General features: G+C 65.2%; 7 protein-coding genes. 6 read left to right on the top strand and 1 reads right to left on the bottom strand.

Features of this window, described 5'->3' with window-relative positions; genetic code table 11:
- Window positions 1-238: 238 nt before the first annotated feature.
- The 4 genes from EBB56_RS16390 to EBB56_RS16405 all read left to right on the top strand — a co-directional run bounded on the left by EBB56_RS16390 (window position 239) and on the right by EBB56_RS16405 (window position 10,094).
- Entirely contained in the window at window positions 239-2,098 is a 1,860-nt protein-coding gene (locus tag EBB56_RS16390) for a DUF4231 domain-containing protein (protein ID WP_124804842.1), read from the top strand.
- Window positions 2,099-2,299: 201 nt separating this feature from the next.
- Complete coding sequence (locus tag EBB56_RS16395) at window positions 2,300-3,127, top strand: hypothetical protein (protein WP_108133175.1); 828 nt, start codon at window positions 2,300-2,302, stop codon at window positions 3,125-3,127.
- A 51-nt stretch (window positions 3,128-3,178) separates the two neighbouring features.
- Window positions 3,179-4,651 (top strand): type IV secretory system conjugative DNA transfer family protein, encoded by a 1,473-nt coding sequence (locus EBB56_RS16400; RefSeq protein ID WP_124804843.1) that lies wholly within the window; start codon window positions 3,179-3,181, stop codon window positions 4,649-4,651.
- Between the two features lie 22 nt (window positions 4,652-4,673).
- Entirely contained in the window at window positions 4,674-10,094 is a 5,421-nt protein-coding gene (locus EBB56_RS16405; protein ID WP_124804844.1) for an ankyrin repeat domain-containing protein, read from the top strand.
- 14 nt (window positions 10,095-10,108) lie between these two features.
- Here the strand turns inward: EBB56_RS16405 and EBB56_RS16410 are convergent, their stop codons facing one another.
- The gene (locus tag EBB56_RS16410) at window positions 10,109-10,858 is read right to left on the bottom strand and encodes a hypothetical protein (protein ID WP_052704470.1); all 750 of its coding nucleotides are present in this window, start codon (window positions 10,856-10,858) and stop codon (window positions 10,109-10,111) included.
- Between the two features lie 537 nt (window positions 10,859-11,395).
- On the opposite strand from EBB56_RS16410, the gene EBB56_RS16415 reads away from it, so the two are divergent.
- Complete coding sequence (locus EBB56_RS16415; RefSeq protein WP_045994188.1) at window positions 11,396-12,040, top strand: response regulator; 645 nt, start codon at window positions 11,396-11,398, stop codon at window positions 12,038-12,040.
- 112 nt (window positions 12,041-12,152) lie between these two features.
- The gene (gene uvrC / locus EBB56_RS16420) at window positions 12,153-13,967 is read left to right on the top strand and encodes an excinuclease ABC subunit UvrC (protein ID WP_124804845.1); all 1,815 of its coding nucleotides are present in this window, start codon (window positions 12,153-12,155) and stop codon (window positions 13,965-13,967) included.
- The last annotated feature ends 63 nt before the right edge of the window (window positions 13,968-14,030 follow it).

Below are 14,030 nucleotides of genomic sequence, written 5' to 3' on the forward strand. Positions count from 1 at the left end.
GCGTGTCCGGAAGATCATGGCGCCTACCCACAGGACCTGGGACTTATCCTGCATCGCCCTGACATTACTGGCCTGAGCCTGGTCCCGCTGGCGTCGAACGGCAAATAATACCTAGCCCTCGACACTAGCAGCCTGCCGTCAGACTCGCTGGCCGGCGAAACGAGGCGACCTCACCTATGCTCCAGTAAGCCACGACGCGATCCCCAGAGGATCCCTTCGACGAGCCCGGAGACACGCCGTGACCGACAATGCCTATCTTGCCCCTCGACTCACCCTGCGCGTGGGCGTGACCGGGCACCGCCCCAAGGACCTGGCGGAGGCCGACCATGATGCGCTGGGCAAGGCGGCCCAGGACATACTCGAACGCCTCGCCACCGATACGCGCCGACTGGGAGAACAGGCCGAACCCGGCCTCTATGCCGATGAGCCTGCCTGCATGCGACTGGCCAGCGCCATCGCCGAGGGAGCCGACCGGCTGGTCGCCGAGGCGGCGGCCTCACGTGGCTACGAGATCAACCTGATCCTGCCCTTTCGACGTCGGCAATACGCCGACGACTTCGATGGCGACGCCCTAGCCGACTACTGGCGCTGGTTCGAGCATCCGGCGGTGACCAGCTGTACCGAACTCGACCTCGGCGAGCCCGGCAATCAGCGGGAAGCCGGTTACGAGGCGGCCGGCCATCTGGTGCTGGCGCATTCCGACGTATTGCTGGCGGTATGGGACGGCAAGCCCTCCCGAGGGCGTGGAGGTACCGCCGAGATCATCGACGAGGCACGCCTGCGTGGCCTGATCACACTGTGGCTCGACCTGCAGGGCCAGTTGCACCTGTGGGTCCCCCGAGAGCACGTCGTCGAGCCCCTGGACGACGGCGACTGGAAAGCCCTGACGCCAGGTGACATCAGCCAGCTACTGAACGACCGACTCGAGCAGCTGCTGTTACTGGGCCGCGGCCCCGACGACGCCAGCTGCCCGCTCAAGGGCCTTGGCGACTTTGCCCGCCAGTCCCCACGGCCGCGCACCCGTCACTGTGTTCATGAGTGGCTGCGTGCCCTGCTGGTGCGCGACGTACCCTTCGCCGCATCGGTCGACCTCGGGCTTGAACGTGAACGCAGCGGAGCCTGGAAGGAAACACTCAGAGCCGCACACCATCTTGGCGGTGATAGCTACGAGGCGACCCTGGACCAGCGCCTGCGACAACGCTGGATCGCCGCAGACAATCGCGCCATCGACTACGCTCACCGCTTTCGCAGCGCCTACACCACCAACTTCCTGCTGGCAGCGCTCGCCGTGCTGGTGGGTCTGCTGGCGGTGCTGGCGTGGGACAGCAAGGGCGTCAAGGCGCTGCTGGTCAGCATGGAGCTTGCGATCATCGCCAGCATCCTGCTCATCACCTGGCTCGGGCGTCGTGGGCAGTGGCAGAGCCGCTGGCTGGCCTACCGCAGCCTGGCCGAGGCGATCCGCCCGGCACGGCTATCGCTGCTGATCGGTACCTCACCCGTCGGCGCCGCCGAGCCGCCGGTGGACAACGGTCGCTTCGACTGGATTCCCTGGTACGTGCGCTGCTCACTGCGGGAAATCGGCCCACCCGACGCCGTCGTCTCCGGTGATAGCCTCAGGCGGGCCCTGGACGTGGCCCTGCACGAAGAGATCGACGGCCAGATCGGCTATCACCAAAAAACCGCCGAGCGCCTGGAGACTCAGGACGATCGCCTCGAGTACCTGGCGAAGGGGGCGCTCTGGCTGACGCTGGCCAGTGGCGTCCTGTATCTGGTGTGCTATCTGGTCTACCTCAACGGTCCGGCACTTCCGGCGGAGCTCTACAAGCCCGTAGCCACCCTGCTCGGCGGCTTTCTGCCGGTGCTGGGCGCGGCCATCTTCGGCATCCGCGCCACCGGCGATCTACGTGCCGCCGCTCAGCAGTCCCGGCGCATGAGTCAACGCCTGAAGCGCCTGGGCAGCAAGCTGACCTCTCGCCTGAACACACCGGAGCGCCCCGTGGTCCGTCGTCTGCTCGGTCAGCTGCAACTGACGATGGCCGACGACCTCAAGGTCTGGAGCATGATCTACAGCGAGCGGGAGCTGGTGCCCGGATTCTAGGCCCGTCGGAAAAGTACCTGCTGACCTGGCCGCCTTGAACACGGGATTCATGATCGAGAGACACCAGATTTTTGCCGCTCTGTTTGGCGCCGAAGCCGTTGCCAAGACGACAGCGGCTATCTAGGGTGAAGACAGACCCCCGGCCCCTGCTGCACCACCGGGGCTTCTGAAGCGGTAGCCCCAATACTGGCGGAGGCCTGCATGGACCGAGATCGCTGGGAGACATTTCTCGAGAAGCACCTCACGCCTGCAGACCAGGCCTTTCCCAGCGTGCCGCCCGTCCCGGGGGACTGGAAGACGCTGTCCCCCGAGGACAGTCTGCCGCTGTTGCTGGACCTGACCCAGGCCCAGCTCGCCGGCGATATCCGGCCCACCTGCGAGTGCTTCACCGCACTGGCGATCCGCGCCATGCCACTGTTGTGCTATCGCCGTCATCTGCTCTGCGACGTCCTGCTGGAGACCGAAGAAGGCCCCGGCCTGTTCGCCTTCATCTATGGCCAGAGCGGTGTCTGGCCGCTGGACCTGACCAGCAAGGCGCTGTTTCGACTGAACAGTGTCTATGGCGACCCCGCCACCTCCCCGGCCGCGGCGCTGGAATACCTGCACCTGTTCACCGGTTTCATCATCGGAGGCGCCGAAAGTGGCCGTTTCCGCGTGCTGGAATCCGCTGACTATTTTCCCTGGGTCGATGCCGATCCGCCGCCTCAGGCGCTCGATGCGGTCCGTCAGGCGCTGTCCAAGGTGAGCTATCCCCCCCGTGTGGTATGCGCCAACGACGAAGCCGACGCGCCAGCCCCCATGACCTTGCACAGCGGGGATCTGGCTGAACAGCGCTCTCTCAACAGCGACGTCGACAGTCCGGTCGTCGCCTGGCATATCCAGGTACCGGTGGTCTACGGGCGCTCGCTGTGGGACTGCGACTTCACGGTGCTGCGCGACGGCGAGGTCCACATGGAAGAGGACCGCACCCTGCTCGACGATCTGCCGCTGCGACTGGAACGCTTTATCGGCGCGGTGCGCCTGCCCTGAATCAGCTTACCTGCGCTGAGCCCCCTTGCCTGCCCACGAGGACCCCACACCATGACCCTGGTACCGGATGATTCGCCTCTGCCCCCTCGTCGCCTGCCGTCATCGGTGGAGGGGGACGGTCTGCTGGTGGGCTGGTCGCTGGAGCAGGGCCAGCCTCATCAGCCGTTCGGTTTCCGCATCGGGGCACCCACCACCAATGCCAACCAGGAGCAGCTCGATCCGATCCTGTTCGAGGGCAGCGGCCATCTGATGACCATTGCCCCCACCGGCTCGGGCAAGGGAACCGGCTGCATCATCCCCACCCTGCTGCGTTATCCGGGGCCGGTGATCGTGGTCGACCCCAAGGGCGAGAATGCGGCGGTGACCGCCCGTCGCCGCCGCCAGATGGGCCACAGGGTCATCGTGCTCGACCCCATGGGCATCACCGACCTGCCGGCGGATCGGCTGGACCCCACCGACATCGTCATCCCCAATTCACGCACCGAGCTCGATGACATCGCCATGCTGTCGGAGCTGATGATGGAGTCACACGGCTTCGACGGCCGTGACCGCTTCTGGCTGCAGCGCGCCCAGCAGGTGCTCAATGGTCTATTGCTCTACCTGATCCGAAGCCAGCCGGAACAGCGCAAGGGGCTGCTCGGCAAGCTACGCAAGATGGTCAGCCAGGACACCGAAGAGCTGGCCAAGCTGGCCGAGCGCATGCGCCAGATGCAGGATCCGGACCTGGAAGCCACCGCCGCCAGTCTGACTCTGCCGGCCGAGACCACCCTGGCCGGCTACATGGCCTTCGCCCAGAACAGTCTCGGCTTCCTGCGCGGCGAAGCGGTACTGGAGGCTACCCAGGACTCCACCTTTTCGCTGGATGACGTCACCCGCGGGGAACTGGTGTCGATCTACCTGGTGATTCCCCCGGAGAAGCTCGAATCCCACGGCCGCCTGCTGAGACTGTGGATCGGCGTGCTGATCGCGGCGGTGGTGCGCCGACGCCGGGCGCCAGCGCTGCGCACCCTGTTCCTGCTCGACGAGGCACCCCAGCTCGGTCCTCTGCCGCAGCTGCGACAGGCCATCACCCTGCTGCGCGGCTACGGCCTGCAGACCTGGAGCTTCTGGCAGGACATGAGCCAGTTGCGACAGCTGTATCCCCAGGACTGGCAGACCATGCTCAACAACTGTCGGGTGGTGCAGTCCTTTGGCGTACCCAACATGAACGCGGCGATGGACCTGGCGACCCTGACCGGCTTCCCGCGCCCGGAGGAGCTGCTCGACCTGGATTTCGACGAGATGCTGCTGATGATCGCCGGCGACGAGGCACGCCTGGCCAGGCGGCCGGAATATCGCAGCGACCCGCTGTTTCGTGGCCAGTTCGACCGCAACCCCTTGCACGACAGCAGCCGAGAGATCATGCCCCAGGCGCTGCGTCCGCAACGTCGTCTGCGCAGAGTCAGTCCGTCACGGCCCAAGCCTACGCCACCGCCGGTGGTCGATCCCGCCTTCCTGGATCGACTGCTGGCGCAGTGGGCCTGACGCCCGGGACAGCACCTTGCCCATGAGCGATGTCTCCCGCGAGCCCCCGGGCGCCAGCACGGCCGGCCACCCCCCTCACGGGACAGCCGGTTCATCCAGTTCAACCGATTCACCCGAAAGCACCTTTCCGTCGCTGGAACACCCCAGCATCTTTCTTGCGTCACCCGGTGACGTGGCCTACCTGCGCCGCGCCTGCCGGGACGAGATCGAGACGCTGCATCACCAGGCCGCCGACGATCACGGCCTTCGGCTCTACGCCTGGGAGGTCGATACCGCCGAAGACGGTTTCGATGATGCGGTGCCGGCCCAGCAGCAGATTCCCCACCCCTCGGATCCCCTCTGCAGAGGGGTGATCTGCCTTTTCGGTGAAAAGGTCGGTAGCCCTCTGGCAAGCCATCACCCCATCGATGACCTGCGGGTCCTCGATCCCATGAAGCCCGACGACGGCGGCGATACCCCAGGCTTGGTGATTCCCTGGGACAACGCCTGGGCCGACCGTGGTGGATTCGCCCTTACCGGTTCCACCTTTGAACTGCTGGCCACCCTGGCCTACCGCGAGCGACAGCGTCAGGAGGCATCGGCCGGATCTCGCCCACTGCCACTGCTGCTGTGTCTGGTCGGGCCGAGGGACCTGCTGGACACCACCGAGCCACTGAAAGCCGCCTGGGGCAACTATCGTCACTTTCATGAATGCCAGGACAAGTGCGGAACGGATTCGGCCTGCATCACCAGGCGACTGGAAGACCGCACCCAGCAGCTCAAGCAACTGATCAATCTGGTGGCCTTCGTGCAACGTCGCGGCCACGTCATTCGTGTCATCGATTCTCAGGACGCCTTTATCGGTGAATTGCGACGTTTCATGGAGCGGGACCTGAACCTGGCCCTGACGGCGTCGGACAGAGACCCCTTCAAGGGTCTGGAGTCCTACGACGTCGGGGACCACGCGCTTTTCTGCGGGCGATCCGACCAGCGAAGCACCTTGAGAGAGGAACTCAAGCAGCGCTGGAACCAGCAGGACCGGGTCCCCGTGGTCTGGGTCGAGGGCGGAAGCGGCTCGGGCAAGTCGTCGTTCCTGCGTGCCGGCATCATCGGAGCCCTGGTAGCGGACAGCGCCGATCATCGCTGCCTTGACGGCATATTGCGCCCTTCCGACCTGGCCCCGGATAGCCGAGCCACGGACGCAGCAAGCGGCGACAGATGCGTGCTGACGATGCTCTTCGACGCCATCGTGAAACGCCTGGAAGGCGCCGGCTGGTGCGATGAACCAACTGCCAGGAGAGCTCGCCGTCTGCTGGGAAGGACGTCAACGGACCTGCGTATCGAAGCCCTGAACGAGGAGTTGTGTCTACTGCTGGACGCCGCCGCCACGCGCCTGGCTCGACCTCCTCGTCTACTGCTGGGCTTCGACCAGTTCGAGGAGATCGTCGACGCTCTGTATGGCGAACAGCAGGAAGCCGAGTTCTGGGATCCGCTGGTGCAGTGGCTCCACGCGGCCCATTCATGCCGCGCCCTGGCCCCGCGTCTGGGCATCTTTGTCACCCTCCAGGGAAACCGTCAGGAGCTGGTGGAGCGCGACAGTCTGCTCAACGAACTCCATGCCACTGGCCAGGTAACGAGGATGTCGTTTCCTCCTGACAACAGTCTCGACGAAATTATTCGCAAGCCCTTTCGGCTGACCGGACGCCTGGCCATCAGCGACGCACTGGTGGCCCGGCTCAAGGACAATATCCAGCGGATTCGCGGCCATCATGGTCGAGGCGACGCCCAGGACAGCCTGCTGCCGCTGTTGTCACTGGCGCTGCGCAATCTCTACGAGCACGGCCTGCGGCTCGCCGAAGAAGCCACCATCGCTGACTCGGCGTCCCTGGGTGACGCTATCACCACGAGCTTTGGCCGCAGTGGGGACCGCCAGGCCGACGACGACACCCAAGAGCTCGGCACCAGCGCCAGAGCAGGTTTCACCGAGAGCGCGTCTGGCTCCGAGGCCTTCCAGACCACCGGTCACCTTCGTACCCCCGACGGGGGCGACCGCCAGCGGGAGCCCCCCCTGTGGGTACTGGACACCGCCAACGCCGAGGGCCACGACAGTATCGAAGGCGCCATCACCCAACTCGCCAATGAGGCCTTCGAGCAGGCCAAGGCGGCGTCCGGCGCACTGTGGTCGGATAGCGTCGTCGGTGACCTGCTGCGTCGCCTGGTGGATTGGCGCCAGGTCGGCGAAAAGCATTTTACGCTACCCGCCACGGTCTTCCCCGCGGCGGATGCCACAGACGCCTTTCAATTGGCCCGGGCGTTGCGCGAGCGGCGCCTGCTGATCGATGAACGCCACGGGCGTGTCCGCCTGGTCCACGAAGCGGTACTCCACCACTGGCCCCAGGCCAGCGAGTGGCTGGAACGGGAGCGCCCGGTACGCGAATGCGTCCGCCAACTGGTGGGGGAAGCCGAGCACTGTCTTGCCAGCCCGCCGGACGCCGCGCGCTGGAACGCCTATCGCCTGCTCTACCTGGATCGCGCGGCCCGGGTGCTGGCGATCTGGCATGATGTGCTCGGCGAAGGCCCGCCAACGACCAAGGAGCTTGCCCGCCTGCGGGAGTTCTGCCTTACCCTGCTGCTGCTGGAAGCCGATCCTGCAGCGGTGGTCACCCAGAGCCCTCGCAAGCCGACACACCTGATCCTGGCCACCTTCTACCAGCGCGCCGATATCATCGCGGCAATGGTGGCCAGAAGGCCCGAGGCGGTCGATCTACCGCGCAAGGATGGCCGCACCGCGACCTTCTGGGCGGTCTGGAAAAACCGCCTCGACCTGTTGCAACCGCTGCTGGCGGCCGGTGCCGATCCTGACCACGTCGATGAGGACCACTGGCGCCCCGTACACCTGGCGGCACAGGCAGGAGCCGTCGACTGCCTGCAGCGTCTGGTGGAAGCAGGGGCCAGCCTGGACGCACAGCAAGCGCCCCACGGCCAGACACCGATGCACCTGGCCGCGCTCGCCGGCCAGCACAGGGTGCTCGACTACCTGATACAGCAACGCGGCCAGAGCCCCGACCTCACCAACGCCAACCGTCAGACCCCGCTGGAACAGGCGATCGCCAACGATCGAGCCGACACCATCAGCCACCTGATTGCCCTCGGGGCTGACCCGGCAGCCCCCCATCAGACGCACTGGAGCTATCTGCACTTCGCCGCCCGCGGCAATCATGTGAAGGCCGCCGAGGCGCTGGTGGCCCAAGGACTCGAGATCGACGCCAGGTTGGCCAACGACGCCACGCCGTTGCACCTGGCCGCCTACAATGATCATCCGGAAATAGCCCGCTGGCTGATTGAACGCGGCGCCGACCTCGGTGCCCTCGCGCTCGCCGCGGACTGGGGCAAGGAAAGCAGCGCCCGGGAACGGCAGGATGCCTGGCGCAAGGAAGGCGCAAAGGGAGTCCCGTCAGGCAAGCTCGGCGACTTCGAACACACCCCCTTGCACATCGCCGCCGCCCGCGGAGCCACCAGGGTGGCCGAGCTGTTGCTCGAGCACGGGGCCGATCCCGCCGCGGCGATCGGCGACGGCCGCACAGCGCTGCACCTGGCCGCCGAGCACGGCCACCCGGATACCCTGGCCCTGCTCTGCCATACAACTGCCACACTCGACGCCAGAGACCATCGAGAAGACACCAAGGCAGAGCAACCGATCCATCAGACCGCGCTGCAGGCATCGGTGACCGGTGGTCATGTCGCCTGTGCCGAGGTACTGCTACGCGCCGGCAGCGACCCGAACACCCAATTGCACTGGGCTGGTCGCAGCCCCTTTGCCGGCTGGAACCTGGTGCACCTGTGCGCCGATCAGGGACATGCCGAGCCAATCAGGCTGCTGGCTCGCCACGGGGCCGACATGCAGGCCACCACCCCGGATGGCCGCACGGCGCTTCACCTGGCCGCCCTGGCCAATCGAGCCGAGGTCGTTACGGCATTACTGGATCTCGGCGGCGTATCGATGAACGCCCTCGACCAGCACGCCATGAGCGCCCTGCAGCTCGCCTGCCTCAAGGGCGCGAGCGAGGCGGCCAAGGTCCTGCTCATCGAGCAGGCGATCATCGAGCAGGCAACCGAGCCAGGCGTTGCCACAAGAGAAAGCGCCAAGGCGCCCCTAGCCCCCACTCTGCTCCACCTGGCCTGTGTCGGCGGCGCGCTGGACCTGGTCGAGACGCTTATCATGGCGGGGGCAGACTGTGACGCCAGCGACGCCGAGGGCTGGCGCCCCCTGCACCTGGCCGTGCAGTTCAATCACCAAACCCTGGTCGAACGGCTTGTGGCAGCCGGCGCAGAGGTCGATGCCTGCGCAGAACAGCCAGGCGTCACCGCCTTGCAACTGGCCGCCGAAGGCGGTTACAAGGACATCGCTATCGTGCTGGCAGACGCCGGAGCCGATATTGACATGGCCACTCGTGACCGCGATGCACCGGTGCTGATCGCGCTGTCACTAGGCCAGTTTCCACTGGCGCTGGCCTTGATTCAGCGAAACGCCGATGCGGCCATGCGAACTCGCGACGGACGCAGCGTAGCCCAGGTATACGCTGAACGTCTGACCCGGACATGCACTCGCGACGACGCTGGACGCGCCCTCGAGGACGGCCCGGTGGCCGACCCCAGGATACTTGCCTGGCTCGAAGGCGCGGGTCAGTCCACCGCGGTTATCGAGAAAGCGGTGGCGGCCTTGCGCGCCCCTGCGGCGGATGGGGACCAGGAACAGTGCGCAGGCACCTCGCCCAACGACATGGGCCCCGATCCAGCGATTGCCCGCGGCGCTCTCGCCCCGACCCTGGAAGGCAACCCCTGGCAGTACCCCTGGCGGCGCTGCAGGCCGGCATTTGTCGAGTCCCACTGGCCCTGCGGCAGCCGTATTGATGGAAAGCATCTCGCCGACAACAGACTGGTGGCCGACGCCTGCCGACTGCCCTGGTACCCCGACGCCACCCTGATACGCCTGCAACATCCCGACTGGATGCAGGGCCTGGCGCTGTACTTCGTCGAGGAAGGTGCGGCTGGGGTCCACGTGCCGCGCCCGCTGACCCGGCTGACCGGTACTGCACCGCCGATCCACGAGTTGAACGCTCGCCAGCCGATCCAGCTTTGCGCTGCCAATGCGCTCGGCTACCTGCGCTTCTTCTGCTTCTTCGTCAGGGGGCCGGACGGTCCCTTCTATATTGTCGATTCGCTCGAGGATCCGCTGCTCCCGGTCCATCCCGATATTCAGGCCATCGTCGCCGGAAGCTGTCACGCGCCGCGCCAGGACCCGGCCGATGACGAAGACGTCTATCGCTACCTGGCGACGCTCTACTATGCCGACGCCTTTTTTCTCGCCCGCTTCATGCTGAGCGCCAGCGGCAACATCGAGATGCTCGATGACGAACCCATCGCTGCCGGATTGCCCGAGCGCATCCACGCGCCGCTGGACTGACCAAGCTACGGACGTCAGGACGACGGAACCGAAGAGGCGGTGGCATCTGAACCGCCCCCGGCCATCAGCCGCGATTCGCTCATCGCCAGCGCTTCGGCGATTCGCTCGCCCCCTAGCGGGCCCTTCCTCGAGCGCCAGTACGCCAGAATCTGCGGGAACTGATTGAAGCAAAGCCCCTGTTGACTGACGACCCGCCGATCCAGCGGAAAAAGGCGCAAGCCTTGCTGCATCAGGCCGTCCGCTCGCCCCTCTCCCCTCGCTCTCAGCAACTCGACCAGGGTCAGTGGATCGTCGCTACCGAAGCGTTCTCTGGCGGCGGCTCGCGCCTCCATCACACGCTCCAGCAGGACGCGTGCTCGCAGTTGCAGCCGCCTGTCGAGGCGCGCAGCAAAAATGACGGGGGCCAGCCGATTGAGGTCCGCCTGGGTCACGCCGGGCAGCCACACCAGTACACCGGAACGCATGGAAGGCACCAGATCCAGGCGATTCACCTGATCACAGAACAGACAGGCCGTCACGATATCATCGACATTGCGACTGTCAGTCCCCAGGGTCACCGCCTGCTGATACTTGGCGCTGCGAAAGCCACAAAAGCGACAACGGTAGTCGTCCCTGGCCCAGACCGCTTCGCGCGCGCCTGGCGGGGTGCAAGGTATCCCCGTGCAACGATAGCCAAGGACGTCATAGGCGCTGGTGGGACGCGCCAGGCGAAAACGCAACTTGTCGGCGAGCAGGGAGTCTTGTTCAGACAGGGGACAGGACATGGCGCAACCTTGGCCAGACTGGCCATCCAGAGGACTCGATCGGGACACAGGGCCGCACTACGCAGCCAGTGCGCACCAGATCAAGGCGTGTCGTGGACGCAATCGTGCTTTCATTGACGCCGGTCAAGTTCAGCATAGCCTGCCGGCGCGTCCGCATGACGGTTTCGCCCGTCCATCGCCATGGTCTCGCCTTGGCGGCGCCCGGTTCACGCCTACGACACTGCACACCCGCCCTGCGGCTGGTAACATGAAATGACGCGACAGGCGGCATCACATCAAGCCAACCTAGACGTTGGGGCTCATGCAGCAGTCCCGGGCGACAAGCGCCCGATACCGCGGCGCGCCGCTATCAGAGATATAGCACACTATCAATGCAGCTATGCTGAAAACGCCGTCGCCCCCCGGAGACCCAATTCCCCTTAGGATCAATTTGTGACAGTCTACTGCGAATCATCATGAGAAGACCCCGCAATGAGCATTGGCTCGCCTCGGTCAAATCCATGATCCCAGTTTTCACCTTTTCCAGGAGTATCGGCATTGATCAGGGTTCTTGTCGCTGACGATCATCACCTGGTACGCACCAGCATCGTTCATCTGCTCAATGCAGAGAAGGACATCAATGTCGTCGGGGAAGCCGCGGACGGAGAAGAGGCCATTGCCCAGACTCGCCGCCTCAATCCCGACGTGGTGGTGATGGACATTCGCATGCCGGGCATCGGCGGGCTCGAGGCCACTCGCAAGATCCGCCGACTGACCTCGGACATCCGTATTCTTGTGTTGACGGCCTTTATCGAGGAAGCCTTTGCCCAGCGGCTGCTGGAGGCCGGTGCCCACGGCTTCATCAGCAAGGGTTCCCAGCACGACGAGATGGTCAAGGCCATCCGCGCGGTGTTTGCCGGACAGCGCTTCGTCAGCCCGGAGATCGCTCAACGGCTGGTACTGTCGCGCATCGACCACGAGGAAAATCCGTTCGATCAGTTGTCCCAGCGCGAGCTTCAGGTCGCGATGATGATCGTCAACGCCCAACGCGTCGCCGACATCGCCGATCGCATGTTCCTGAGCCCGAAGACGGTCAACACCTACCGCTATCGCATCTTCGAAAAGCTCGGCGTCAATTCCGATGTGGCGCTGACCCACCTGGGACTGCGGCATGGACTTGTCGAAGGCTTCAAGGAAGACTAGAAGCCAGCCTGAGGCTCTTACCCAATGTGCCGTCGGGGACGATACGTCCCCCGCCAGGCTCTGGTAGCATGAGCTCCCTGACGTGATGTGACAGGGTGAGCCTTACCAGACCATGACCTTCGATGCCCGACGCTTTCTCGAGACCGTCAGCGAATCACCCGGTATCTACCGGATGTTCGATGACCAGTCCAATACCCTCTATATCGGCAAGGCTCGCCGCCTGAAGGCCCGCCTGGCGAGCTATTTCCGCGGCGCACTCAATACCAAGACTCAGGCGCTGGTCGCTCGCATCCACGACATCCAGGTCACGGTGACCAACAGCGAGACCGAGGCGCTGCTGCTCGAACAGACCCTGATAAAGCAGCTCAGACCGCCCTACAACATCCTGTTGCGTGACGACAAGTCCTACCCCTTTGTGTTTGTCACCGACCGTCATCCCTTCCCCGCTCTGGAACACAAGCGCGCACGGACCCGCCACGATGACGGCCGCTATTTCGGGCCCTATCCCTCCAGCGGCGCTGTGCGCGAAACACTATCGCTGATGCAGAAGGTGTTCCGTATCCGCAACTGCGAGGACGGCGTCTTCGCACACCGCACCCGGCCCTGCCTGCAGTATCAGATTCAGCGCTGCAGCGCCCCCTGCGTGGGCTACATCAGCGAAGAAGACTACCGCCGCGACATCGAACACGCCATCCAGTGCCTGGAGGGACGCAGCGAATCGGTCAGCCAGGAGCTGACCCGCGACATGGAGGCCGCAAGCCAGGCCCTCGACTTCGAGGAAGCGGCACGTCTGCGCGACCAGTTGCAGGATCTGCGCCGTCTGCAGCAGCGCCAGGTGGTGGATACCGGCAGCGGAGACGCCGACGCCTTTGCCCTGGCCTCCCAGCCGGGCGCCCTGTGCATCTCGGTGCTGTCGATTCGTCAGGGGCGTCTGCTGGGGGCGCGGCACTACAGCCCCACCAACAGCCTCGATCTCGGGGAGCCGGAACTGCTGGGTGACTTCGTCAGCCAGTACTACCTCGGACAGGCCCGGGAGATCCCCACTGAAGTGCTGACCAGCCACGCCGTACCCGACGCCGAACTGATCGCCCGGGCGCTGAGCGAGCATGCCGGACGCCGGGTACGCATGACCGACAAGGTCCGCGGTCACCGCGCCCAGTGGCGTGAACTCGCCCGCACCAACGCCGAGCAGCAACTGGCTGGCCAACTGGCCAACCAGACCCAGCTCGCCAAACGTTTCGAAGATCTTCGCCAGGCACTCGAGCTCGACGAGACGCCGCAACGACTCGAATGCTTCGATATCAGCCACAGCCACGGCGAGGCCACGGTGGCATCCTGCGTCGTGTTCGACCAGGACGGCCCGCGCAAGAGCGACTATCGGCGTTTCAACATCAAGGGAGTCGCCGCCGGCGATGACTACGCAGCGATGCAGCAGGCGCTGACTCGTCGCTTCAAGCGCTTCAACGAAGGGGAAGGCGTGTTACCCGACATCCTGGTCGTGGACGGCGGCAAGGGTCAGTTGAACATGGCGCGAGAGGTGCTCGCCGAGCTCGCCATCACCGGCGTGATCCTGCTCGGGGTGGCCAAGGGCACCACCCGCAAGGCTGGCCTCGAGACCCTCTTTGTCGAGACCGTGGATCGCTCTCTGGCGCTGCCACCGACCTCGCCGGGTCTTCACCTTATCCAGCACATCCGCGACGAATCGCACCGATTCGCTATCGCCGGCCACCGTGCCAAGCGCGACAAGGCCAGGCGCACCTCGACGCTTCAGGATATCCCCGGCGTCGGCCCCAAACGCCGACGTGAACTGCTGCGCTTCTTCGGCGGACTCCAGGGCATCAAGCAGGCCACCCGCGATGAACTGGCTCGGGTTCCCGGCATCAGCGCCACCATGGCAGACACAATTCATCGTGCCCTGCATGGATGAGTTGAGGTATCACGGATAGAATGAACCACTTTGACGGGCGCCAACGTCGTCCGTCGCTTCTTG

Source organism: Halomonas sp. YLB-10, from assembly GCF_003856855.1.
GTDB lineage: Bacteria > Pseudomonadota > Gammaproteobacteria > Pseudomonadales > Halomonadaceae > Halomonas > Halomonas litopenaei.